At 41.1% G+C, this 25,440-nt stretch carries 17 protein-coding genes and 1 pseudogene; 3 read left to right on the top strand and 15 right to left on the bottom strand.

Annotation, left to right across the window (positions count from 1 at the left end):
* Positions 1–9: 9 nt before the first annotated feature.
* The 11 genes from IPJ09_13820 to IPJ09_13770 all read right to left on the bottom strand — a co-directional run bounded on the left by IPJ09_13820 (position 10) and on the right by IPJ09_13770 (position 15,383).
* Positions 10–1,572 (bottom strand): glycine--tRNA ligase, encoded by a 1,563-nt coding sequence (locus tag IPJ09_13820; GenBank protein MBK7372490.1) that lies wholly within the window; start codon positions 1,570–1,572, stop codon positions 10–12.
* Between the two features lie 240 nt (positions 1,573–1,812).
* On the bottom strand, positions 1,813–3,264 hold the full coding sequence (locus tag IPJ09_13815) for a sulfatase (protein MBK7372489.1): 1,452 nt from the start codon (positions 3,262–3,264) through the stop codon (positions 1,813–1,815).
* A gap of 70 nt (positions 3,265–3,334) precedes the next feature.
* On the bottom strand, positions 3,335–4,186 hold the full coding sequence (locus tag IPJ09_13810; protein ID MBK7372488.1) for a hypothetical protein: 852 nt from the start codon (positions 4,184–4,186) through the stop codon (positions 3,335–3,337).
* Positions 4,144–5,871, bottom strand: coding sequence for a DUF4962 domain-containing protein (locus tag IPJ09_13805; protein ID MBK7372487.1), 1,728 nt, complete (start codon positions 5,869–5,871; stop codon positions 4,144–4,146). The genes IPJ09_13810 and IPJ09_13805 overlap by 43 nt, the downstream gene beginning before the upstream one ends.
* A gap of 39 nt (positions 5,872–5,910) precedes the next feature.
* The gene (locus tag IPJ09_13800) at positions 5,911–8,442 is read right to left on the bottom strand and encodes a DUF4962 domain-containing protein (GenBank protein MBK7372486.1); all 2,532 of its coding nucleotides are present in this window, start codon (positions 8,440–8,442) and stop codon (positions 5,911–5,913) included.
* Positions 8,443–8,444: 2 nt separating this feature from the next.
* On the bottom strand, positions 8,445–9,797 hold the full coding sequence (locus IPJ09_13795) for a sulfatase-like hydrolase/transferase (GenBank protein ID MBK7372485.1): 1,353 nt from the start codon (positions 9,795–9,797) through the stop codon (positions 8,445–8,447).
* Between the two features lie 12 nt (positions 9,798–9,809).
* Complete coding sequence (locus tag IPJ09_13790; protein MBK7372484.1) at positions 9,810–11,225, bottom strand: sulfatase-like hydrolase/transferase; 1,416 nt, start codon at positions 11,223–11,225, stop codon at positions 9,810–9,812.
* 90 nt (positions 11,226–11,315) lie between these two features.
* Positions 11,316–11,747, bottom strand: coding sequence for a hypothetical protein (locus IPJ09_13785; GenBank protein ID MBK7372483.1), 432 nt, complete (start codon positions 11,745–11,747; stop codon positions 11,316–11,318).
* A 3-nt stretch (positions 11,748–11,750) separates the two neighbouring features.
* The gene (locus IPJ09_13780; protein ID MBK7372482.1) at positions 11,751–12,482 is read right to left on the bottom strand and encodes a DUF1961 family protein; all 732 of its coding nucleotides are present in this window, start codon (positions 12,480–12,482) and stop codon (positions 11,751–11,753) included.
* A 31-nt stretch (positions 12,483–12,513) separates the two neighbouring features.
* Positions 12,514–13,875: a sulfatase-like hydrolase/transferase gene (locus IPJ09_13775; GenBank protein MBK7372481.1), complete on the bottom strand. Its 1,362-nt coding sequence runs from the start codon at positions 13,873–13,875 to the stop codon at positions 12,514–12,516.
* Between the two features lie 389 nt (positions 13,876–14,264).
* On the bottom strand, positions 14,265–15,383 hold the full coding sequence (locus tag IPJ09_13770) for a Gfo/Idh/MocA family oxidoreductase (protein MBK7372480.1): 1,119 nt from the start codon (positions 15,381–15,383) through the stop codon (positions 14,265–14,267).
* 242 nt (positions 15,384–15,625) lie between these two features.
* On the opposite strand from IPJ09_13770, the gene IPJ09_13765 reads away from it, so the two are divergent.
* The gene (locus IPJ09_13765; protein ID MBK7372479.1) at positions 15,626–16,810 is read left to right on the top strand and encodes an endo-1,4-beta-xylanase; all 1,185 of its coding nucleotides are present in this window, start codon (positions 15,626–15,628) and stop codon (positions 16,808–16,810) included.
* Between the two features lie 457 nt (positions 16,811–17,267).
* Here the strand turns inward: IPJ09_13765 and IPJ09_13760 are convergent, their stop codons facing one another.
* The 4 genes and pseudogenes from IPJ09_13760 to IPJ09_13745 form a co-directional block, all read right to left on the bottom strand.
* Complete coding sequence (locus tag IPJ09_13760; GenBank protein MBK7372478.1) at positions 17,268–18,920, bottom strand: SulP family inorganic anion transporter; 1,653 nt, start codon at positions 18,918–18,920, stop codon at positions 17,268–17,270.
* Positions 18,921–18,945: 25 nt separating this feature from the next.
* Positions 18,946–19,613 (bottom strand): annotated as a pseudogene (locus IPJ09_13755) (carbonic anhydrase).
* 540 nt (positions 19,614–20,153) lie between these two features.
* Positions 20,154–21,812 (bottom strand): SulP family inorganic anion transporter, encoded by a 1,659-nt coding sequence (locus IPJ09_13750; protein MBK7372477.1) that lies wholly within the window; start codon positions 21,810–21,812, stop codon positions 20,154–20,156.
* 145 nt (positions 21,813–21,957) lie between these two features.
* A complete protein-coding gene (locus tag IPJ09_13745) occupies positions 21,958–22,203 on the bottom strand; it encodes a hypothetical protein (GenBank protein ID MBK7372476.1) in 246 nt (81 codons plus the stop codon).
* A gap of 211 nt (positions 22,204–22,414) precedes the next feature.
* Here IPJ09_13745 and IPJ09_13740 point away from each other — a divergent pair, with 211 nt between their 5' ends.
* Together IPJ09_13740 and IPJ09_13735 are read left to right on the top strand one after the other, a co-directional pair.
* The gene (locus tag IPJ09_13740) at positions 22,415–24,523 is read left to right on the top strand and encodes a hypothetical protein (GenBank protein ID MBK7372475.1); all 2,109 of its coding nucleotides are present in this window, start codon (positions 22,415–22,417) and stop codon (positions 24,521–24,523) included.
* A gap of 65 nt (positions 24,524–24,588) precedes the next feature.
* Positions 24,589–25,440 carry a methylated-DNA--[protein]-cysteine S-methyltransferase gene (locus IPJ09_13735; GenBank protein ID MBK7372474.1) on the top strand — a complete coding sequence of 284 codons (852 nt, stop codon included), beginning with the start codon at positions 24,589–24,591 and terminating at the stop codon, positions 25,438–25,440.

Below are 25,440 nucleotides of genomic sequence, written 5' to 3'. Positions count from 1 at the left end.
TTTTATTCATCATGGTACATCTATGGTTCTTAAAACCTTGTTGATGTCTATTCTGCCCAGGATGATCTCACTCACTTTATCTATCGACACCCGATCTTGTATTAAAGTATCTCTGTCGCGAATGGTTACGGTATTATTTTCTAAGGTGTCATGATCGATGGTCACGCAATAGGGAGTACCGATGGCATCCTGGCGACGATAGCGCCGGCCGATCGCATCTTTTTCATCATATTGACAATTAAAAGAATATTTGAGTTGATTGAATACCTCCTGGGCTTTGGAAGTAAGGCGGTCATCATTTTTTAGCAAGGGTAAGATCGCACACTTCACAGGCGCAAGTGCAGGATGGAGTTTGAGTACCAGTCGTGTACTTTCTTTGCCATCTGCGTCTGGCACGATATCTTCCTGAAAAGCCTGGGACATGATCGCAAGGAACATTCTATCCAACCCTATCGAAGTCTCTACCACATAAGGCACATAAGACTCGTTGGCTTCGGGATCAAAGTATTGCATTTTCTTGCCACTGTATTTTTGATGCTGGGTGAGATCAAAATCAGTCCTGCTATGGATGCCTTCTATTTCTTTAAAGCCGAAAGGAAAATCGTATTGAATGTCGACTGCTGCATTGGCATAATGGGCCAGGTTTTCATGGTCATGGTAGCGCAGTTTTTCTGCCGGGCTCCCGATGGCCAGATGCCAGGCGAGGCGCATTTTCTTCCAATAATTATACCATTTCATTTCTTCGCCGGGCTTGACAAAAAATTGCATTTCCATTTGTTCAAATTCGCGCATACGAAAGATAAACTGGCGGGCTACGATTTCATTTCTAAATGCTTTGCCGATCTGGGCTATACCGAATGGAAGTTTTTGACGGGTAGTTTTCTGCACATTGAGAAAATTGACAAAAATACCCTGTGCAGTCTCCGGTCTCAGATAAAGCTTGCCTTCTTCGCCGGCGATATTGCCGAGCTGGGTGCTGAACATGAGATTGAACTGCCTCACTTCGGTCCAATTGCGTGAGCCGCTGTCTGGATCTGCTATTTCACAATCTTCAATAATCTGCTTGAGGGCTGCCATATCTTTGTCCCGCATCGCAGCCTGGAGCCGATCATTGACTTCAATGGATTGGCTATGCCATTTTGAGGCTTGAGGATGCGTTGCCTTAAACTGAGCCTCATCGAAAGCCTCGCCGAATCGCTTTCGTCCTTTTTCTGCTTCTTTATTGACCTTGTCTTCCAGTTTGGCGATAAAGTCCTCAATCAGTACATCTGCGCGATATCTTTTTTTGGAGTCCTTATTGTCCACCAGAGGATCATTAAAGGCATCTACATGTCCTGAAGCCTTCCAGGTAGTCGGATGCATAAAGATGGCAGCGTCAATACCTACGATATTCTCGTGCATCTGGACCATGGCTTTCCACCAATATTCTTTGATATGGTTGCGCAACTGCGCACCGTATGGTCCATAGTCGTATATGGCCCCTGGTCCATCATAGATCTCGGAGGCGGGAAATACAAAGCCATATTCTTTACAATGGGACACTAATTTTTTAAAGACATCTTCCGGAGCAATAGCCATATTTTTAAGTTTTTTAACCCAATTCCAAGGATAAGAGTCTGCATCACTGCCCGTGGCATGACCCTACTCAGAAATTGGAGCCCGCAAAGATAATCAATCTGGCTATTGTGTAATTAGGAGGTTTGAATGAAAGTAATTACGGTGTATTTTAACATTTAATGATAGCAAAGCGAAAATTAATTTGCCTGGGAGTATCATCTAGATTATCAAATCCAAGACCAACGCATATAAAATTTAATCTTCAGAATCATCATCGGTCTCTTTTTTGCCTGCATTTTTAGATGGGTACAAGACTTCGGCATGCACACTTTCCAGATAGGTCATCAATCTTGTTTCCAGCTCTTTCACTTTTGGCTTATTGGATGAGGATATATCATTTAACTCACCTAAATCATTTTTCAGATCATACAGTTCAACCTTTTTTGATTTCCAAAACTTGATGAGTTTATAATCACCAACCCGAATGGAAGAATGGGCGTTTCCAAAATAATGAAATACCAGCTGATCATTTTCCCTTTTGAATGGATGAGTGGATGAGGATGCAAACAAAGGCTTGAAGCTCTTGCCATCCAAATTGGGCGGAAGCGCATGCTTGTTTTCTGCCAAATCACTCAAAGTAGGCAAGATATCCCAACCTGTGACAGGGACATCCGATTGGCTGCCAGGCTTGATGCCAGGTCCAATCACCATGAAAGGTACTCTGATACCACCTTCGTACAGGGTCCACTTGCCGCCCCTCAAAGGATAATTCCTAGTTTTCCTGGCAAAAGTCGAGGGGTGATCAAACTTGTTTTTTACAGGAGGGATAAATTCGACGCCACCATTATCGGTCATGAGTATGATATAGGTGTTGTCACCAATGCCCAATTTATCCACCATGTTTAATATTTTACCTATACCCGTATCCATGTCTTCCAACATTCCTGCATAACCGGGATTGTTATGAATCGCTCCTTTCGTTTTATTGCTGTATTTCTCGTAGGTTTTTTCTCTGGTTTGGAAATCCACATGCGTAGCATAATGGGAAACCTGAAGGTAAAAGGGATGACCACTTTTTGCCTGGCGATTCATGAAGTTTAAGGCTCTTTTGGTAATGCTCTCAATGCGTTTCGGATCATTGTTCAAAAAAAGATCCGACCACTTAGTCTTTTTGGTGGAGTTCATGTCACCATTATTGTTTCCGGTATCACCATCGCTTTCGTCATAGCCCAGGTCTTCAGGAAAAATATCAGCACGTAAATCCCACTTCCCAAAATGGGCAGCCCGGTACTCCGGTGAAATGGATTTCAACATTTGGGGAATAGCTGTAACTTTTTTGAAATCAGGATGATAGTTCTGTTTGAAATCTGCATCTCCCTGGCGTGCAGGTGTCTGCCCAAATTGGATACTTCTCCTGGTGGGACAGCACAAAGCACATGGAGCATAGCCATTGGTAAAACGCATTCCCTTTGCAGCGAATCGTTCGAACTGCAGCGTTTCAAAGTAATCACTTTTTGAATTCGGCAGCTTATCGTCCATCAACTGAGAGGTGCTTGTCCAACCTTGATCATCTGTAAGAATGAAGATAAAATTTGGTTTATTGGCTGGCACTGATTTATGGGAAGAAAATAACAGCACAGACAAAACCCCAATTCCAATGAACGCAAAAGGTAACAAACTAAAGACTTTCTTGGCTGGATTACTCATTTTGTTGATTTTAAATATTTGTATTGCGATTGGCTTTTTGCTCTTTGGTGCTTTAAGATAGGGTCAATAATCAATGATTCCTATTCAATACTATTTTGATTGAATTTGGTATTTGGTCCATTGTTTCCTGAAAAGATTGTTTTCCATCGATGATCTCCAGGAGCTTAGAACTTTCAGAGGTAGCTCCATTAAATGTAGTACCCTTGCTGATCAAACTGCCTTCAGAAACCAAACTGGCGCCCAACCGATCACTCCAAACTTTGATACTGGCCGGCTTTGATACATCCATTTCTGCTTTGATTTCCCAACCGCCAAAGCTAAACACACCAAGGGTTTCTTTAGCATCAATTTCCTCAAACTTTCCATCAGGCTTTATTTGAAAAATGGCCAAATACCGCATCTTCCTAGTTTTTTCCCTGGTGACTCCACTAAAATGCCATTGGTTTTTCATCTCCAAAAGTTCACCATCCTCATCCCTTTTCTGTTTCCAATTTTCTACAGATACTGAAAATGTATCCGTCAAAACGAAATCTATTGGTGAAGAACTGTATAAAGAAACCTTAGCTTTGGCTGTCTGATTATGAGCGAGCAGTGTTTTAGATAATGGGTCTGCCTGGAATCCATCTTCATTGTGCAAAAGCCAAGTCCATGCTGCTGGATGATCTGCTTCCAATTCATCATATAGCACCATAACGGAAGGTCGAAGCATGATATAATGACGCCGGAAGGTTTTCATACCCAGATCAATCTTTTCGCCTTCATCGAATCCTGAATAAGCATTCGAAGCATCACCTACTGCATATGAAATTACTTTACCATGTAGAAATCTTGGAATCCATCCATAAGCACCTGCATTGAATGGTTGCCCAAGGCCATCTATCAAAACACCATTGTGCCCACGGGTATCTTTATACCAACCCATGAAGTGTGGATCGCCCATATTGATGCGGTACCCGGTGTTGTAAAAAGCTTTTTGCCACCGTACGCTAAGTTGAAGGTGTTCTGCTCCGCATGTGCGTGAGCCAAAGGCCCAAATGGACTGCTGCGCAGGGACAGCATTAAATCATTTTTGGAGTCCTGCAAGGCAGTATGCATATAAGCAACACCTCCCTCTAGAAAGACAGCCGCTTGTGGAAGATCAAAGTGATCGATGGGCTTCGGCATGTTCCATGTATTTCCTCGCACAATCCGAAACCAATAGAACTCCGGATCATCGTGAACAGAATAATTAAGTGTCTTCAAAGATTCAGCAGCATACCAAGCTGAATATGGATCATTGAATATAGCAGAAGATAAGTGCACATACGCTGCATTTCGAATGACAGTTTGAGCATTGCCATCACTACCATTGCAAAAACCATCCGTGACTGAACCCGGAGGAAATGCGTACATCATCCACCTAGGATTGTTCTTGTACCACGGATTGCTTAAAAAATCTACTCCAGTGAGGTCTTTTAGTGAAAAAGCAATTTCAAGCATAGCCAAGGTATTCAACTTGAAATAACCAATTCCATTAAACCAACTACCATCCGTCTCCGCCATTTTAGGAGCCTGGGCTATCCACAATTCATATACGTATTCCATCCATTTAGGTGCGTCTCCTGTCTCATGCATCAAAGCCATAGAGGTCCTGTAAAGATCCAAAAGAAGACCTTGCCATACATGCATAGAAGACGATCTTACCTCAACCTGATTGCGCCATTGATCATAGAATCGATTGGCACGGGCAGAGACCTGTTTAACTATGGTTTCACGTTCTGCAGTAGTGAGCAATTCCCAAAAGGTATCTACACCAATGGCCAGACTTGACATGATGCTGCCATCACCAAAGTTGCCCAACACTGTTATGCCATCGGGATCAAGCGCCGAAGCATCCAGCATCCATTTTTTTGCAGCGACAAAATATTTTTGATCTCCGGTCAGGATGAATGCTTTGGACATGAAAGCCAAAGGCTCACTAATTCTACCTCCTAATTCTTTGCTGGCATGAAGGGCTAGCTTTTCGTTTTCATAATCATTTTTGCCTTGAATTTTAGGCTTGCCTGAGCTTTCATCAGGGAGAGATTCGTTAAGATACTTATTAGCTTCGTTAATGACAAAAATGTATTCCTTGTAATTCAGCGTTCTATATCTTAAATCAGGTAATAATTCTTTTGAAGCAAGAACTCTCGGGTGTGAGACACTTATTTTATCGACCAACTTACTAAATTCAGGTACCAAAAAATTCGGTGTTGACCGGGTGATTTCAAAGGAATCTATTTTTCCCCAATTGCCTTTTTCGGTTTTGAATTGCCAGTACCACTTACCGACTGAAAGTTTAGTATGTGGATTAAAAATAGCAAAAGGGATTCCGTGTTTTTCGATCCGGTGATCAGAAAAATCTTTTAAAGTCGACATTCTGATCCCATAAGATCCTTTCTTTGTTGACGGCCATTGAAAACTGGGAGAGTTGAATGCAGGTTCTTCATCTAATGCCGGACTGGTCCAAATACGAATTTTGGGGTAGATCACAGGAGCATCAACTTTGAACATCGCCTGTTCATTCTGCGAAATAGCAGATCCATTACACATCAAAATAAAAAAGAAAAAGTATAACAGATGTTTCATTTGAATTTATAAAATTTTGGAAAGATCACAACTTACTGTTTATCTATTTTGAAACAGGTTTTTAAGCACTCGTGGTACTTCATCAACAACTTCTTGAAATTTTTCATTGTTGTCAATGACTTCAAACAATTTAGAGCTTTCACTTTGCTTTCCATTAAATGCTTTACCCCGGCTCATCAAAGGCCCATTCGAAACCAAACCGGCGCCGGTTTTATCATTCCAAACTTTAATACTGGCCGGCTTAGAGGCATCTAATGCGGCGTCGACTTTCCAATCTCCCACGGCGAATAAACCGGTATGACTTCCAGGAACTATTTTTTCAAATGAACCATCGGGTTTAACCTGTATGATAGCCAGGTAACGCATGTCTGTAGATTTTTGATCACTGGTACCTTTGAAATGCCATTGATTTTTAAAGGTAATGGTATCGCCTTCTTCATCAATCTTTTTTGTCCAATTGTCAACAGGAATGGTAAACTGATCAGTGATATTATATGAAATTGGAGCAGATGAATAAAGCATGACCATTGATCTGGCGACTTCACTCTCTGCGGTAATACAATGTGTCTCTTCGTCAACTGCCAATCCATTATCATTGTGCAACAGCCAGGTCCATTCAGCAGGGTGATCAGCTTTTAGTTCATCATATATGATTATAATTGAAGGTCGGAGCATGATATAATGACGCCTAAAGGTTTTCATTCCATAGTCTATTTTTTGACCTTCATCAAAGGCGGCATAAGCATTGGACGCATCACCGACGGCATAGGAGATGTCTTTGCCGTGCAGAAATCTTGGTATCCAACCATAAGCACTGGCATTGAATGGCTGACCCTGGCCATCGATCAATATACCATTGTGCCCTCGGGTATGCTTGTACCAGTCTAAGAAATGCGGATCACCCATGGCAGGTCGATAACCAGTGTTATTAAAAAGCCTTTTTCCTCCATAAGCGATATTGAAGGTGTTTTGATCAGCGTGTGCATGACCCATAGGCCCAAAAGGACTACTTCGTAAAGACAGCATCAGGTCGTTCGCTTCATGCTGAACGGTGGTATGCATGTAAGCGACGCCACCTTCCGGGAATACTGCAGCTTGTGGAATGACCGATTCATCTACAGGCATAGGTGTTTTGAGCTTGGACCCGGTTTTTATCCTGAACCAGCTAAAGTCTTGGTCATCAGAAAGTTCTTTGGTCAGTGAGTTGGTCACGGCCTTTGAATACCAGGCAGCGTATGGATCCTGGAAGATCTTTGACAAGACATCTGTATATCCGGCATAATTAAGCGGAGGGCGAGGATGTTTATCGCCATCATTTGAAAATCCGTCAGCGATGGAACCGGGGGGGAAAGCATACATCAACCACCTTGGATTGTTTTTAAACCAGGGAGAAACCATAAAATCGACCCCGGTCAGATCTTTGAAAATGGTTGAGACATCTACCAAAGTCAACATGTTCATACCAAAATAGGAAGTACCATTAAACCAGGCACCATCTTCTTCTGCCATCTTAGGTGATTGCGCTATCCACAGTTCATAGATGTATTCCATCCATTTAGAGGCAGCCGGCAACTCTCCTTTCAAGGCCAATGAAGTTTGCAGTAGGTGATGCATGATGTGTTGCCATACATGCATGGAGGAGGACCGACTCTCTACCTGACCAATCCACAGCTTATAAAATTGATCAGCACGAACAGCCACATGACTCATGATAAGACTTCTTTCATCTGGTGACAAAAGGTCCCAAAAAGAATCGACACCAACTGCAAGTCCGGACATAATGCCGGCATCACCAAAATTATTAGTATGGGTAGCTCCGTTTGGATCCCATTTTGCGACTTGCAGCATCCATTTTTTTGCAGCGATAAAATATTTTTCATCCCCTGTAAGCAGGTAAGCCTGACTGAAACCTAATACCGCCTGATGTACTCGCCACCCCAGCACTTTACTGGCGTTCTGGGCTATTTTCTCATTTTCAAAATCGTCTTTGCCAGAAAAGGTAGGAAGCGCCAATGATTCATCTGGCAGTAGCTGGGTTAGATCAAGATTTGCCTTTTCTATGATAAGATTGGATTCTTTAAGGTTTTTTGAGGTGGTACGCAATGTAGCGATATCCTTTTTTTGAATAAGTACTCTAGGGTGTACCACAGGAATATTGGCCAACACTGTATTGATGGCAGGGGCATCAAATGTAGGGGTGGTAGACTTTATGGTAAAGGAATCTATAGGGCTCCAGGCGTCGGCATTAATCTTATGCTGCCAATACCATATACCTGATTGAAGCTCCTGGTGAGGATTGAAAATAGCATACGGCAGATCAGTACGTTCAATCAGGTTTACTTGAAAACTTCTGGATGTGGAAACACGGATACTGTATTTTGATTTTTTTCTTGAAGGCCACTCAAAACTCGGTGAATTCCACCTGGGCTCTTCCCCCGAAGATGGTGAGGTCCAAACCCGGTATTTTGGATACGGAGCAGTAGCCTTTGTTTTTTTGATAAAATTGGTTTGAGCACTTATGAGGCCAATCTCCACTGACAAAAAACAAAACCAAAAAATCACATGTCTCATGTTTATTTATTTTTATTGTGCGATAACCACTGCTGATACTGCTTGTTCAATTCCTCCACTTTTTCAGGATATAATTTTGCAATATTCTTCATTTCGCCAGGGTCAGATTCTAAGTCTACCAGGAAGAGGGCATCGTCTTTAGTCAATTCACCTTTATTGCTTTTGTCATCAGGATTTCCCAATAGCTTCCACTTTCCTTTTCTGGCAGCCCACATGTCTTTACCGAATGCCCAACAATATCCTTCTTCATGAGGAGATGATGCGGTTTGATTTTTGATTACAGGGACAAGACTCTTTCCATCCAATTTATTATCATCTAAAGGAACATTGCACAATTGAGCAAGTGTAGGCATCCAGTCTGTGTTGACAGCAAATTGGTCCCTGACCTGATTTGCAGGGATTTGACCGGGCCAGCTGATCATGGATGGTACCCGGATTCCTCCTTCAAACAGACAAGCTTTGGCGCCTCTGTATATCCCTGCGTTCCCTCCACCAAAATGAGCCCGTTCTTCGGTTGAATAGCCATTGTCAGATTGAAATAGGATGATCGTATTTTCCATTAAACCAAGCTCAGATACTTTATCCAGCAACTGTCCAATCTTATCATCCAGGGTAGACATAAAAGCTGCATACAGATTACGAGGATAAGGCACTCCCTTTGTATTATAATATTCAAGCCATTTGGGATCGCCCTGATACGGATAATGAGGCATATTGATAGCAAAATACATAAAGAAAGGATCCTTTTTGGCTTGAGCCATATAGGTGCTGGCTTCCTGCACCATCAGGTCTGGAAAATATTGTCCCGGATAATATACCTCTACCCCGTTTCTAAAGAGATCATGCTTGTTCGGGCCATTCCAATAAAAAAAATGTGAATAATTATCTATGCAGCCCGCAATATGACCAAAGGAATAATCAAAGCCCTGAGCATTTGGAGACATCTCCGGAGTATACCCTAAATGCCACTTACCTATATGCGCTGTTTTGTATCCGGCATCTTTGAACATTTCTGCCATGGTGTATCGATTATTTGGCATGCCGCCATTCAAATTGGTTGCGCTGGCATTGCCCGGCATTCCCGCTCTTTGTGGTGTCATACCCGTCAGTAAGGATGCCCTGGATGGTGAACAAACCGGTGAGGCATAAAACTGGGTAAACATAACCCCGCTTCGAGCCAATTTGTCAATATGAGGTGTTTCCAAATCTTTCGAACCATAGCAGTTGAGGTCTATTGCCCCCTGGTCGTCGGAGTAGATTAGGATCACATTAGGCCTTTGTTGTGCTTTAGAAAATATGGAACACAACAATAATAAAAGGAGTCCAATGTACTTTTTCAAATCAACTATGCTCATCCACTATCTTTTTTATTTAATGAGAAATTTAATAAAGGGGTCATTATTTGCCTTGGCCCATTCCATCAATTGTGTACGGCACTCATTCAATTGGGTCTTATAGGATGGGTCATTGATAAGATTGACCATTTCGCCAGGGTCATTTTTGAGGTCATATAGGGTTTCTCTTTGATTACCCAGATCATATATCCAATATTTAAATTGTTTGTTTCTGATCATTCGACCTTCTGGTTCTGGTTTTTGTCCATCTATAGCCTCTCCTTGTGTAAGATGATCTGATACGACAATATATTTTCTTTCCGGAGCAGCCTGGTTATTTAATATTTGTCCTTTCAAGCTTACACCTTTTTTGTTGGAAGGAAGGGGAATACCTGCAAAATCACACAAGCTAGGCAGCATATCTATACCGGATTGAACCAGAAATTCAGATTGTCGGGCTTTCATACCCGGGTAGCTAAAGATCAAAGGCACTTTTGCAGATTCTTCATACAAAACAGTCTTTTGGTTCCAACGGTGTGCACCCTGCATGTCTCCATGATCGGAGGTGAACACAATTAACGTGTTTTTGTCAAGTCCTGATTCGCGAAGCGCAGCAAGCACTTGTCCTATCTGCTCGTCTACCTTTTCTATGAGTCGATAATAAGCCCATAGGTACTGTCGCCACTTATCATTAGAAAAATCGCCTACCGGAAATAGATGACTTTTTTGCATCGATGTTCTGATCAACTGCATAATATCTGTTTCGTCCACAGAAGGCAGTGCATTGGGCCTCAAAGGCGGGCAGGAATCAGGCGAGGGTGCTTCACCGATTGCCCCATCCGGCAAATCTTCATCCCTGGCCCATTGACAAATATTATGTGGATTCATGAAAGAAACCACTAAAAGAAAGGGAGCATTTCGCTTAGTTTGAATGAATATCTTTGCTTTTTGTGGAGATAGGCTATCATCTCCATTTCCTTTCTTGTCAGGAAGAAAACTAAATCCATGAGACGCAGTATTGTTTCTGTCATAGGGCAAGTGCCATTTGCCTACAAAACCGGTTTCATATCCGACATTTTTGAATATGGTACCCATGGAAGGAAATTCTTTCGGATCGATCAATTTTTCATCATTCGTCTGGATACCTGTCTCGTGTGGGTATCTTCCAGTAAACAATGAACTTCTGGATGGAGTACACAGTGGATTCGCACAGTAGGCATTGGTGAAGCTAACACCTTTAGAAGCCAACAAATCCATGTTAGGGGTATTGATATATTTATTTCCCAAACGGTGGCTCATAACATCTGCTGATTGTTGATCGGTGATGATGATTAATATATTGGGCTTTTCTTGAGCTGATAAGGTCAGTTGAGAATGTACCAATATGAAAAACATGCAGGTCTTTAGCCAGGTGGCTTTAAGCTGTAGTCGTTTTTTTAAATTTTTCATTACGCCTATTTTGATTTTCATTGATTAGCTGTAGTCTTGGTTTTGAATACCTGATTGCCAGGATAAAGTTATCATACCAGGAGTCATAAATTACTTTTTATTGTCTCCAGTCTTTTCTATGCTATTAAGAATTCGTTTCATATCATGTGCATAACGCTCTCCCATCAAAATGGCACTTTGAACATCGAAGTGTGTACCATCCTGGGTAAGGGTACCTTGAGAAATCGCAACTGCGGTATGATCCATAAAGTCTGGTAGCTGGAGGATCATTTCGTTGAATGTAAACCGCCTTCCGTTAAAAAGAAATGCACGATCTACAACAGCACTATCTTCTTTTCTTATAGGAGCTCTACCTGACATATTTGATTGCCCAATGACCAAATAAATATCCAAAGATCCAGGAGTTTGAGGTGGTACGATGTCTGTGTCAAATATTAAGACCTGGCCAATAGCAATCTGTTGAAGATGAAAAGTAAGTAGTAGAAGAATAAAACACCGATACTTCAACCTGTTAATTTGCATTCTTTATTTTTTTATATCCCAGACCTGGAAATTTCTATATTGAAAATCGGTCCATTGCATTTGCCTGAATCCCATCTTGCCATCGCGTAAGACAGGTCCGTATTTCTGCCCATCATCCTGCCAGTCAATAATTTTTCTGCCATCAATAAACATAAGGATATGGGCTTCCTCTTTGATTAAGGTTATTTTATGGATAGCTTTCGATTTAATGGGAATGCCTGGCTCAACTTCCTGTACTAAATTGAATCCTGTATTTTTCCGGAGATGGGATATTTCTCTACCGGGAGCGTCCCTCCCGTTAGCGTAATAGGATATATGATAGCTGTTGAACAGATCACTTTTGGTATATTGACGAAAGGTTCCGTCCCTTACAGGAAAAGAAGGATCAAATATGCTTTCCCCTTTGGCGCCTTTAGCCGCAAAAAATATAATGCACAAGCCGGCTTCTGTTTTTAGGTTTTGCACCTCCCACTCAGCCATAAAGCTGGAAGGAAAATCTTGTGGACACCAAAAAACATGATGGAATTTTTCATTGGGTGAGTACATCCTCATCCAACCTTCCTTAAAAGAAATCACTCCTGGTCCTTCCATTCTCCAACCCATGACATCAGCATCCATAGCCAGGGCATTGTCATAAATCAATGTTCCTTTTGAGAAGTCTGATATCTTATCCTGGGCAGATATATTGATCCACAAAAAACAGATTAAAATCAACCAAAGTGTTTTAGATATCATATTCAAAACTAGTTTATTGAAGCGGCCTCCATTAGAATCCATCATCATCATCATCTGGAGACTTTGGTTTTTTATCTTTTTTATCCGCTTTTTCTTTTTTCACTTCAACTCTAACCATCTTTGGGAATACTTCTCTGAATGAGGTGATGAGTTTTATTTGATCCTCCGTTAAACTACTTTCCGACACACGATTTTCCTCCAATGGATCCTTGAGAACATTGAAAATCTCTCCGGACTCATATAACTTCCATTCTTTATTGTGTACAAACCTGGCTTTTGCAAAACCACCTTTGTGGGGATCATAATGAGAAAACAACCAAGGGTGAGGTTCATATTTATTGCCCATGATCAAAGGCAGGAAACTCTTTCCATCAGTAACAAAATCATAGGGTAAATCAATGTTGGCAACCTCAACCATGGTTGGAAGAAAATCTGAAAAATCAATCAAGTTATCCGTGACCTGTCCCGGTTTTATTTTTCCTTTCCAATAAGCTACCAGCGGAACATGGTTGCCATATTCATTGGTATGGCCTTTCATGCCGGGTATGATTCTGCCATCTTTCATAGTAGAAGATATTCCAACCCCGGTACCATTATCACCAGTAAATAAAATGAGTGTATTCTCAGCCAGTCCCAATTCGTTCACTTTATCTATAATTGCTCCAACATTCTTGTCCAGATAGGACATTTCATCTTTGAAAAATGAATTATTTGAAGGAGATCCACCTGTACCACCTTTAGGGACTACTTTAAAATCCTGATAAACCTTGCCATTGCCAGGGGTTGGCACGAAAGGCCGATGCGAAAGGACCATCGGATAATAGACTAAAAATGGAACATCCTTTTTGCGGGTGATAAAACTTTTGATAAACTTAACAAAGAGCTCAGGACCATACTCTGAGTTTTCATACTTTTTCATTTTGCCATTCTCAATCAACTGCGGATTTTTATAACGCTCATTGTAAGTCGAGGTTGTATCAGTGAGGTTCCAAAGTAAATATTCATCAAACCCTGCTTTATAGGGCACGAACTGATCTCCCCGCAATTGCCATTTGCCTGCGATGCAAGTGGCATAGCCAGCTGATTTCATGATATGAGCAAAATTTGTTTCGTTTTGATCCAGATATCCCCAACTTTCGTAATTCCGGAAATTGGATTTACCGGTCATAATCTGAACCCTGGAAGGAGAACACAAAGGCTGAGAATAACAATGCTCAAACCTGATGCCGCCTTTGGCCATTTGATCGATCCTGGGCGTATGATAGGAAGTACTGCCATAAGCACTAATGGTTTCAAATCCAATATCGTCCGCCAGGATGAGGATGATGTTTGGTTTTTTGGCAGTTGGGCTGTTTTTCTTATCCACATTGATGAAGGCAAAGGTGACGACCATGCCCAAAACAGATAATAGGATGAATAACAATTTTGACTTTTTCATAAGTAGTTCTATTAAAAGAATTATGATGTGTAAAATCCTGACTTAGGATATCTGCTCTTAAATTACGCTTACACTTGCTTTTACTTGGTAACTAGTAGCATCAAAACCGGTTCGGTGTATTGATGAAAAAGCATTGAACTTCCGCAAGCTGGCCATACCCTATGATTTTTTGTCTCTATAACCTAAGATTTTACAGGCAATAAAGATATAACTTATTTGCCAAAGTCTGTCCAGCTGATTTATGTCAAATAAGTGTACTAAATATTTTTTGAAGGCAATGAATTTAATATCAGGCGCTCCCTAAAATTGGTGAGAAAATCGTTTTAGATTACCTGCACTAGATATTATCCGACGAGTTTTACTTTTTTTCCAGTTTTCACTGCTTTAAATATGGCATCTATAATCTTGAGATCTTTCAACCCCTCCGCTCCATCTACAGGAACGACTGGTTTTTTCCCCTGCAGAATAATGTCAGACATTTCATCCATTTGGACGGTCTGATGGGTGATATGTTCGTATATGATTTCCCCTTTATTGCTCCTGGCTTTGATAGGACCATACCCGGTAGATGGTTGCATTTCGGCAAATCCTTTTTCACAATTGAGATAGAATTTGTCCAGGCCATTCATCGCATAGGTAGACAGGCAGGAAGCAGTGGCACCGCTTGGGAATCCAAATTGGAAAGTGATGGTTTCATCTACGCCATCTTTAAATTTGACTTTGTCATTTTTAGTCTCCTGGGCAGTGACCCAGATAGGTTCTTCGCCGATCATATATCGGGCGCCATTGACCGCATAGATACCGATGTCCATCATAGACCCTCCACCTGCTAGTTTTTTATTGAGTCGCCATTGGGTAGGATCCCCTATTCTAAATCCTGCCAAGCCCTGGAAAAAAAGTGGTTTGCCCAATTCGCCATCCTTCCTCATACGGATGATCTCCAGTGTCTTTGGTTCCAGGTGCATGCGGTAACCGACCAAAAGTTTAACATTGGCTTGTCGACATACATCGATCATTTCCTGCCCCTCCTTTGCATTCAAGGCCATCGGCTTCTCAGAGATCACATGTTTGCCGGCTTTGGCTACACGGGCTGCAAAAGGTTTGTGCAAAGAGTTGGGAGTTATGATATACACCGCATCAATATCAGGATTGTCCTTGATGGCATCCATGTTTTCATAATTGTAACAATTGGCAGCAGGGATATTATATTTTGATTGCCACGTAGTGAGCTTAGCAGGGGTACCACTAATGGCTCCTACGAGTTTGGCCCGGGAACAAGCTTGCATCGCATCGGCTACCCGTGTACCATAACTGCCTAGTCCTAGAATAGCTACTCTTAATATCGGGCCGTCGTACGGTTTTTCTTCTGAATCAGACAAAAACTTAGTTTGAGTTAAGTTCAACAGAGGCAAAGCCAGCACCGGGGCTGTCAGCTTTTGAATAAATTTTCTTCGAGAACTCATGATAGTTGTAAGTTTAAAATTAGTTTATTGAATATACGGTGAATATACAAACTGAATCGACTTTTGGGGAATAGAGATCTTAGTTTTATTTCTATTGTATTAATAATTCATAAGTTTTCATTAATAAAAATACCCGGTATGGAGGAATATTTATGAGCAGTGAGTTGAGTAGTCAATTTAATTTTGACAATAGGTGTAACAAATGATTTTTATATTTGAACCTACCTTTCAAAAACAATGGGATGCGAAATAGCCTTCTTGTTTTATACGCTACACTTTTTTTTAATTCCGTTTTTTCGCAGATAGCATCTGGTAAAGGTAAATGGCTGGGAAATGTAATCAACTCCACTACCCCAGCTAATTTTATTACTTATTGGAATCAGGTTACTCCGGAGAATGCCGGTAAATGGGGATCTGTAGAAAATAGCCAGGATGTAATGCAATGGGGCATCCTCGATATGGTATATGACCAATCACGCACGAAAGGTATCCCATTTAAGTTTCACACGCTTATATGGGGCCAACAAGAGCCGGCATTTATAAAAAATCTCTCATCCTCATTGCAGCTCAAAGAAGTAGAATCCTGGATCATGCAAGCCTGCAGCCGATACCCTGAGGCGGAATATATAGATGTGGTCAATGAACCCTTGCATGCACCTCCATCGTATGCTGCTGCTTTGGGAGGTCAGGGCATTACAGGTTGGGACTGGATAGTTTGGGCCTTTGAAACTGCCAGGAAATATTGCCCTAAAGCAAAGCTAATACTCAATGACTACAACATCCTCAGCAATGATGAAAATACTTCCAAATTTATCGAAATCATAGAGGTGCTCAAAAGTAAAAAATTAATCGATGGAATAGGAGAGCAAGGTCATTTTTTTGAAACTACTCCGCTCCAAACAATACAGGACAACCTGGGTCGCTTAATATCGACCGGACTACCGATTTATATTTCAGAATTTGATGTCAATATAGCCAATGACCAGGATCAATTAGAAAAATATAAACAACTGTTTCCAATATGGTGGGAGCATCCGGCGGTGAAAGGTGTGACACTGTGGGGATATCAGCAAAACCAAATTTGGAGGACCAACGCATATCTTTTGCGGTCGGATGGATCTGAAAGACCTGCCATGACCTGGCTTAAAGGTTATATAGGACTATCCACCTCGATTCGACCATTGCAATTGCCTGATCAATACTTAAAGATTGTAACCAACCCTGTAACCAACCATCGTCTGAGGTTGGAGTATGACGAACAAATAAAAAAATTGGAAATACTATCTGTTATGGGTAGTCTGCTGCAAACCTATAGAAATGTCAGCACCAATGCCAGCACGATGGATATCGATCTCCCTCATGGATTATATTTTGTTAAAGCTTATTCTGCTCAAGGATTTGTATTAAAAAAATTTATTTTAGATTAATTCCTTTACTGTTGGCTGATCTATCATGATAACGCTTCAAAACTTTCAACTCATAGCACTTTCATTTCCTGACACCGACCAGGCTGTTCATTTTGATCTAATTTCTTTTCGGGGTCCATAAAAAATATTTGCGACCCTCAACCTTCTGAAAAAAAGATGCACCTTAAAATTTTATACCACGTATCAGGATATATTCACTTCTTTAGGTAAAGGAAAGATATATGCTGAGCCCACGCCTGGGGCAAATATGGTTAGACCACAGTGGAGCTCACAGGTGTCGATAATGAATTCTTGAAGGATGCGTTATTGATTGCCTGGAGATGTACAGCGCCTAAGAAGTTTAAAAAAGTTTATCCCGCTTATTAACAGGATGAATAGCTGCCTGGATGTCACTTCTAAAAAACAAAGGCATTGGCCATCGGGGCCAACACCTTTGACATCATTAAACTTATTACGATTATCCTAAATAATGAAGCGCTTCCTTTTGAGTAAAAAATTCTTTTTTGGCTTCAAGTTTTTTTAAGGGATCAGGTATTTCGCCATAAAAAATGTGATCGTTGTTTTCTAATTTATAATGATCAGTGAAACCTTTCAGTATCAACGATATATTTTTAGATTTGACGATATTAGACTGGAACTCCTTGATGATCTCCACTACATCATGATCGATATAGGTGGCATGGGAAGCATCGATAAGCACTTTGCTGTTTGGAGGAAGTTTGTCCAGGGTCAGGCGAATAGCTGCTTTATTTAAAAACGAAACCTCTTCAGCCAGAAGAATGGTGATCAGCTTGCCATCTTGATATTCTTCAGATTTAAAAAAGTAAGAATGTTTGATATTGCCAATCAGGATACTCAGGATACTAAAAGCTAATCCGATCATAACTCCTGTCAGCAAATTGGTCAAAACAATTGCCACCACAGTGATGATAAAAGGTAACCACTGATATTTTGACATGCTGAACATACCTTTAAACAAAGCTGGATTAGCCAGTTTATATCCAGTGGCGATCAGGATCGCTGCCAGGGATGCTAATGGAATATTGTTTAATTGAGTTGCAAAAAACAATACACCGAGCAATAAGATCAGTCCATGAATGATGCTAGATAGCTTTGATTGAGCACCTGCGTTGAGATTGGCAGTAGATCTTACGATGACGGAAGTCAATGGCAAGCCACCGATTAAGCCTGAAATAATATTGCCTGTGCCTTGCGCGAGTAGTTCACGGTTAGTTGGGGTTACTCTTTTAAGTGGATCTATTTTATCTGTAGCCTCAATGGTGAGCAAGGTCTCTAATGAAGCTACTATACCCAAAGTGAATGCCACGATCCAGACCTCTTTATTAAATATACCTGAAAAGTCTGGAAATGACAACTGGCTTATCAATCCGGAAGTACTCTCGAATACAGGTAGATGGACCATATGAGCATCAATGACGACTAGATGCGCTTGAGCTGTGGCTATAAAAACCTGATTGAGAATCACACCCAACACAACGGCAATCAAAGCCCCCGGCAATAATTTTAGGCTAGCAGGTTTCATTTTATCCCAGGCAAATATTACGATAAGACATACTATTCCTATGATAGCAGCTCCAGGGTGAATATTGTTAAACATGCTAAAGATGGAAGAAAAGCTATTTTCTCCATCAGCCTGGAAAAAGTCGAGGTCACCTTCTGTATCTCTATCATATCCAACTAAGTGAGGTATTTGTTTGAGAATAATAATGATGCCTATACCAGTGAGCATTCCTTTGATCACATTGGAAGGAAAATAGTATGCTATGCTTCCCGCCTTCAAGACAGATAATATAAGCTGGATAAAGCCAGCCAATACGGTTGCCATGAGAAATAATTCAAAACTGCCTAAACTCGTGATACCGGCAAGACAAATCGCTGTAAGCCCTGCTGCAGGGCCGCTTACGCTCAATGGAGATTTACTGAGTGTGCCGATCACCAGCCCGCCGACTATACCAGAGATCATGCCTGCAAATAGTGGAGCACCGGATGCAAGCGCTATCCCAAGACAGAGAGGTACTGCTATTAGGAAAACTACAAATCCAGACAAAATGTCTGTCTTCAGATTAGATTTAATACTCGTTAAAGTCATATGATTTTTATTTTTCAAAGTTGATTTATGCAATTCCTACCATTGATTTATTACGTATATGATCGGCGATTTTTTCATCAAATAATACGGTGCCGGTCTTGATATCATACACAGCTCCTACAATGTTGATCTGGTATTGGTAATACATATCTTTGAGAATATCACTTTGATCCAATATGGTTTGTATCTGGTATTCGACATTATGCCAGAGCACCTTATCTACAAAATCCTTGTTTTTAGAGGTTCGATTGGTTAGGATGGAGGTTTCTTTATCCACTGCAGGTTCAATGTGTTTTAACAAGGCGGTGATATGGCCCAATTCCGTATGGTCACAAGCTGCTTTGACTGCACCACATTCGGTATGGCCCAAGACCACGATGATTTTGGATCCAAGTACCTTGCAAGTAAATTCAAGGCTACCTATAGCATTATTGCTGGCTATATTGCCTGCCAACCGTACTACAAAAGATCACCAAGTCCCTGATCAAATATGAATTCAACAGGCACCCGGCTATCACTACATCCCAGGACGGCGGCAAATGGAAACTGTCCTGTTGAATACTGGTCCACAAGCTGTAATAAATTGCGGTTTAGACTCAGGTTATTGATAAATCGAAGATTACCTTCTTTGAGATAATTTAAGGCATTGGCAGGGGTGAGGGTCTCACTATTTTCAAATGTATGTATACGCATGATGATGGTTATTTAAAAGATTATTGATATATATTGTTTTTCTAAAAAAGTTGACACATGAATAGTGCACAGCTACTTCGTAGTTAGAAGTTTATAAATTATTCAGTATTACCGATTGAAAATTGGGGAATCAATTAAGCTTTGAAAATTCAAAAAACTTAATACTGCTTAAACTCCAAAAAATGGTTAGGAAAAGTCGGGAGGAGGAGTCTCAGTGCTCCTGTATGCTTTAGAAAAAATCAAATGCAGAACAAAAATGGATTGACTTTCAACCGGTTCGGTGATAGACAGGGAATGTTTACTGGCCGCGAACTTGTCTTTTAAATCTTTTTCTGGATCATCCTTTGATTCAGAGCTCTGTTTCTCAAGGTCTAAAAGAACAGTGATACCTGACTCCTTTTTGATGGAGTGTAGCACAGATTCAACTGGAAAAATGCCAATTAGTAGAATAAATAAAGTGATATGTTTGAGAAAACATTTCATGTCAGCCTTTAAAACAAAGTTAATATTACAAAGGTTCTCAATATTTTGTTAAAAAAATTACTTTTTTGAGTTTGGGTTTTCCAATCTCAAAATATAACTAACACAATCGTCAAATCGATCAAAAAGCTGCCCTTCCAGAATAAGATCCGGGATAAGATGGATGGCCTCCAATCGCTGTCTTGGTTGAGGCTGCAACCCGACAAACAGTACTTCAATGCCTCTTTTTTCCAGCATAATAATAGAATCTTCCAGGGCGTATAAGCCAGTCTGATCGATATAAGGCACTTTTTCTAATCGGATAATGACATATAAAGTCTCCGGCATTTTTTGTAAAATATTTTGAAAACCGGTCGCCGAGCCAAAAAACAATGGTCCATCCACATGTTTTACAAATATTTTAGTACTCAATGGGGCAGGAATAGACTCGTCCGGTCGCATAAAATCTTGAGAAATATTATCTAAGGAGACTAATTTGGAATTTTCTTCCATGAGGTCACCCATCTTTTTCATGAATAATAAGGATGATAATAGTATACCCACGCCTACAGCTATCAACAAATCAAAAAATACTGTAATCAAGAGGACAAAAACCATGATCACAGCGTCTGTGCGAGGAATTTTCGAAATATGTTTCAAAGATTTATAATCCAAAATGCCAATACCTACGGTAATCAATATACCTGCCAGGACAGACTTCGGAATCAGGCTTGCATATTGGCCAAGCCCCAGTACGATGATCAACAATATTACGGAATGGATAATACCCGAAATTCGATTTTTGCCTCCGGACCTGACATTGACCAAGGTCCGCATAGTTGCACCTGCTCCCGGCAAGCCGCCAAACAAACCCGCTATCGAATTGCCAATACCTTGTCCGATCAATTCTTTATTGCTATCGTGTTTTGTCTTGGTGACATTGTCAGCAACTACAGAAGTCAGCAGGGAGTCTATAGCTCCTAGTGCAGCTAAAGTAATCGCTGCCTCTATTACTGTCCAGGTCCATTTGGTATCAAAAGCTAACAGGTGGTGGAGATGCAATTTTGGAAAACCCTGCGGGATATCTCCAATGATAGGTATTTCTATCTTCAACACCAATGATAAAATGGTGATGGCCAGCAAAGCAACCAGTGTGCTGGGCACTGATTTTAAAATTTTTGGAAGTAGGTAAATAATTACAATAGTCAGTGTCGTATACAATAAGGAAGTAAAGTTTATAGACGACAACGCACCCGGAAGTTGTGTTACGACAGCAATGGTGCTGGACGGAGAGGCCAATCCTAAAGCAGGAAATAGTTGGTATAAAATAATAATCAGACCTATACCACTCATAAAGCCTGATACAACTGGGTAGGGAATATAACGAATATAACTCCCCAGTTTCAACACTCCCATCAAAATTTGAAAAAGGCCGGCCAGGATAAATGTGGCAATGATCGCATGCAGCACACCTTCTAGACCACTAGCTCCGCCCACAAAGGAAGCTATGGTGGCCGCAGACACCACCGTCATTGGGCCGGTAGGTCCGCTGATTTGCACAGGCGTTCCTCCAAATAAAGCAGCAAAAAAGCCTAAAAATATAGCCCCATATAATCCAGCTGCTGCACCCATCCCGGATTGTACACCAAAGGCGAGTGCCAGGGGCAAGGCTACAATGCCGGCAGTCAGTCCGCCGAATATGTCCCCTTTGTCTGGAATGCTGATTAAGCTTTTTTGCATAGGAAGAATTAAATTCTAAAATATTAAACCTTTAAACCATTAAATAATTAGGAGTTAGATTTAAATAGAATCCACCTAGATAAAACCTCACCCGAAAAGATTACCTGCCAACAATAATTAATAAAGAAGCCTTCCGGAAAATTTATTAGTTGTTAGGAGGAGGGGTCTCCGTATCCGGGTGGTATTTTGGAAGATGAATAGCAATTTCTAAACTCAAAATACAAGGCTGTATTGGCGACACTAATAATCTTGCAAAGTCTGCGACCATGATGTCCTTGACTTTTTGCTCTACCTCTTCTTCATTGTCCGATGGATAGTCTTTCTGGATAGCATTTACAGAATAACCTGAATCCTTGAGTAGATATGCTGCGAGCTCACCTGAAGGACTCAAGCACAATATCGTTAAGATAGCAAAAAACCTTAAAAATCTCATCAATTGGCAACAAAGATAAAACAATGATGCTCAATGCCATTACTTCTTGTATTGTTATGACTAATTTAATATTTGATAAATTTTGCGTTCATTTGAATGGTTTAACCTGGTTAAAACTTTGACTCAAGCCCAAGCTTTTGAATCTTTTCATGAATTATTTTATTTTTTTATATTTATTTTTTTTAGGTGTCCCTTTAAATTTAGATGCAGCATCCCCGATAGATCGGTATGCATTGGTGCACAGGCACTCAGTCATTATAAAAAAATGGATAGCCTTTCATCCCTTTCTGTAGGTAATGGAAAATTTGCATTTACAGTTGATCCTACCGGATTTCAAAGCTTTCCATCCCATTACGAACGTGGAGTGCCTTTGGGTACTCAGAGTGAATGGGGGTGGCATAGTTTCCCAAATCGGGAACATTATGGTTTTGATGAAACTTTTAAAGAATATGATTTCCATGGAAAAAAAATAAACTATAGCGTACAAGGTCATTCATCAGACAGAAAAAATAAAGCAACAGAATATTTTAGATCTAATCCTCATCGATTACAATTGGCCAATATAGGACTCGAGATCGAGATGAAGTCCGGGGCGATGTTCCAGGTCGAAGATATATCCAGCATTGAACAGACATTGGATCTTTGGGAGGGTATGATCCATAGTCGTTTCAGTGTTGATGGGCATGTGGTGAAAGTGATTACAGCGGCCCACCCGACCAATGATGCAGTGTCTTTTAAGATTGAAAGTGACCTGCTGCAATCACATAAAATAAAAATCAGGGTACGAATCCCAGCTCCCAATGGTGCCTGGAAGGATGCAGGAACTTTGTGGCAATATGGTCCCGGTCAGACTTCTACCAGTCACTTTAATCGAAGAGTCGCTCAGATCACCAGTATCATCGACAGCACACAGTATCTTATTCGGCTGCATTGGAAGCATGACGCTCAACTCATTAAAAAAGCAGAGCAATATTATATTTTAGATCCAGCTCCAGCCTCAAGCTTTGAGTTGACGATTGGATTTGACCCGAACTTTAGAAAAACTTCCAACCCTTCCTACAATAAAACAATACAAGCCAGTAAATCGGCCTGGAAAAAATTTTGGATGAGCGGAGGCGCAATAGACTTGTCTGAATCTACTGACTCAAGAGCATTCGAATTAGAACGAAGAATCATTTTGTCTCAATACCTCACGCGGATACAATGTGCGTCTGCCAATCCTCCCCAGGAGACCGGCCTGACATTCAATAGCTGGTATGGCAAACCTCATATGGAGATGCACTGGTGGCATAGCCTGCATTTTGCACTTTGGGGTAGACCGGAATTATTAGAGCAAAGTCTGCAATGGTACCTGAAAAATGTCCTTCAGGCCCAGGCTCTGGCCACTCGTCAAGGGTACAAAGGGGTTCGATGGCCCAAAATGACCGATCCGGAAGGACAGGAAACACCTTCGTCCGTGGGATCTTTTCTTATTTGGCAGCAACCTCATATCATTTATTTTAGCGAACTGCTGTATAAAATCAATCCATCTCAAAAAGTACTGACCAGGTACAGGGAGCTTATTAATTCCACCGCGGAGTTTATGGTAGATTATTTGAGCTATGATTCATTGGGCTCGAGATATGTTCTGGGGCCTGGATTGATACCTGCACAAGAAAGCTTTTCCCCTTTAACCACCATCAATCCTACCTATGAGCTAGCGTACTGGCGTTGGGCTTTAAATGTAGCCCAATCCTGGAGGACTCGAACAGGATTGTCCAGGGAGGCTCGTTGGGACGAAGTGATTTCAAAACTCTCGGCTTTACCGCAAAAAGATAGCACTTATCTCGCCTGTGAGTCGGCACCTGACAGTTATAGCGATCCTAGACATATGACGGATCATCCGGCGGTGCTTGGAGCTGTTGCAGGCTTACCTATTGATCATTTCATAGATACTGGTGTGATGAAAAATACTTTCCTGACCATCTGGCAAAAATGGGATTGGGCCTCCACCTGGGGTTGGGACTATCCTATGATGGCCATGGCTGCCACCAGGTTGAATATGCCGCAATATGCACTGGAGGCCATACTCATGAGGCAACAAAAAAACACCTACCTCATCAATGGCCATAACTATCAAACAGAACGATTGCCTATCTATCTCCCAGGCAATGGTGGCCTGCTGGCTGTGATCGCTATGATGTGTACTGGTGTCGAAGGAAAACAAATTGAGTCACCAGGCTTTCCAAAAAATGGTGCCTGGAAAGTGAGGTGGGAAGGATTAAATAAAATATTTTGATCTCAGATTCACTCAGCAAGAAACGGGTCTATATGACTAGATGATCCATGTAGCTTTGCATCATCATGACAGACTACCAAAGAATAGAAAAAGCCATCCTCTATCTAAAGGAAAACTTCAAATCTCAACCGGATCTTGACGAGGTGGCAAAGCAGGTTTATTTGAGCCCTTTTCATTTTCAAAGATTATTTAAAGATTGGGCAGGAGTCACGCCTAAAAAGTTTTTACAATTCACCAGCCTGGAGTATGCCAAAAAATTATTAACCCAACAATTATCTGTTTCACAAACCAGTTTTGAAACCGGATTTTCAGGCACCAGCAGATTACATGATCTCTTTGTAGGAATAGAAGGAATGACTCCTGGAGAATACAAAAACGGTGGAGAGACATTATCTATCCAATACAGTTATGCCGAGACTTTATTTGGAGATGTTCTGTTAGGTTCTACGACCAAAGGAGTATGTCACCTGGCATTTGTACAGAATGAAAAAGATGGTTTGGAAAATCTACGACACCTATTCCCCAGGGCAAAGCTTGCACAAAAGACAGATTTTTTTCAACAAAATGCCTTACAGGTTTTTACCAAAGATTGGACTGATCTGACTAAAATAAAGCTTCATTTGAAGGGTACTGCTTTTCAATTAAAAGTATGGCAGGCATTATTAAAAATTCCTATTGGCGATATTTCTACATATACTCACCTGGCTCAATCCATACAACATCCCTCTGCCAACAGAGCGGTTGGTACTGCTGTGGGTAGCAATCCTGTGGCTTATCTCATCCCTTGTCATCGGGTGATAAAATCTACAGGTGTCCTGGGCGAGTATCATTGGGGGAGTACAAAGAAAGCTGCCATCTTAGGCTGGGAGGCTGCTCAAAAACATGGAGATCAGGATTCCAATGATACAGATAATTAA

This window comes from Saprospiraceae bacterium (assembly GCA_016709995.1).
Lineage (GTDB): Bacteria > Bacteroidota > Bacteroidia > Chitinophagales > Saprospiraceae > JADJLQ01.
Note: the sequence above shows the minus strand (reverse complement) of the source record. Positions and strands in the feature narration are given on the sequence as shown.

Excerpts from the sequence above, each read along its gene's own strand:
- IPJ09_13815 (MBK7372489.1), bottom strand. The coding sequence starts at position 3,264 with ATGAGTAATCCAGCCAAGAAAGTCTTTAGTTTGTTACCTTTTGCGTTC.
- IPJ09_13810 (MBK7372488.1), bottom strand. The coding sequence starts at position 4,186 with ATGGGTTGGTATAAAGATACCCGTGGGCACAATGGTGTTTTGATAGAT.
- IPJ09_13805 (MBK7372487.1), bottom strand. The coding sequence starts at position 5,871 with ATGAAACATCTGTTATACTTTTTCTTTTTTATTTTGATGTGTAATGGA.
- IPJ09_13800 (MBK7372486.1), bottom strand. The coding sequence starts at position 8,442 with ATGAGACATGTGATTTTTTGGTTTTGTTTTTTGTCAGTGGAGATTGGC.
- IPJ09_13795 (MBK7372485.1), bottom strand. The coding sequence starts at position 9,797 with ATGAGCATAGTTGATTTGAAAAAGTACATTGGACTCCTTTTATTATTG.
- IPJ09_13790 (MBK7372484.1), bottom strand. The coding sequence starts at position 11,225 with ATGAAAAATTTAAAAAAACGACTACAGCTTAAAGCCACCTGGCTAAAG.
- IPJ09_13785 (MBK7372483.1), bottom strand. The coding sequence starts at position 11,747 with ATGCAAATTAACAGGTTGAAGTATCGGTGTTTTATTCTTCTACTACTT.
- IPJ09_13780 (MBK7372482.1), bottom strand. The coding sequence starts at position 12,482 with ATGATATCTAAAACACTTTGGTTGATTTTAATCTGTTTTTTGTGGATC.
- IPJ09_13775 (MBK7372481.1), bottom strand. The coding sequence starts at position 13,875 with ATGGTCGTCACCTTTGCCTTCATCAATGTGGATAAGAAAAACAGCCCA.
- IPJ09_13770 (MBK7372480.1), bottom strand. The coding sequence starts at position 15,383 with ATGAGTTCTCGAAGAAAATTTATTCAAAAGCTGACAGCCCCGGTGCTG.
- IPJ09_13765 (MBK7372479.1), top strand. The coding sequence starts at position 15,626 with ATGCGAAATAGCCTTCTTGTTTTATACGCTACACTTTTTTTTAATTCC.
- IPJ09_13760 (MBK7372478.1), bottom strand. The coding sequence starts at position 18,920 with ATGACTTTAACGAGTATTAAATCTAATCTGAAGACAGACATTTTGTCT.
- IPJ09_13750 (MBK7372477.1), bottom strand. The coding sequence starts at position 21,812 with ATGCAAAAAAGCTTAATCAGCATTCCAGACAAAGGGGACATATTCGGC.
- IPJ09_13735 (MBK7372474.1), top strand. The coding sequence starts at position 24,589 with ATGACAGACTACCAAAGAATAGAAAAAGCCATCCTCTATCTAAAGGAA.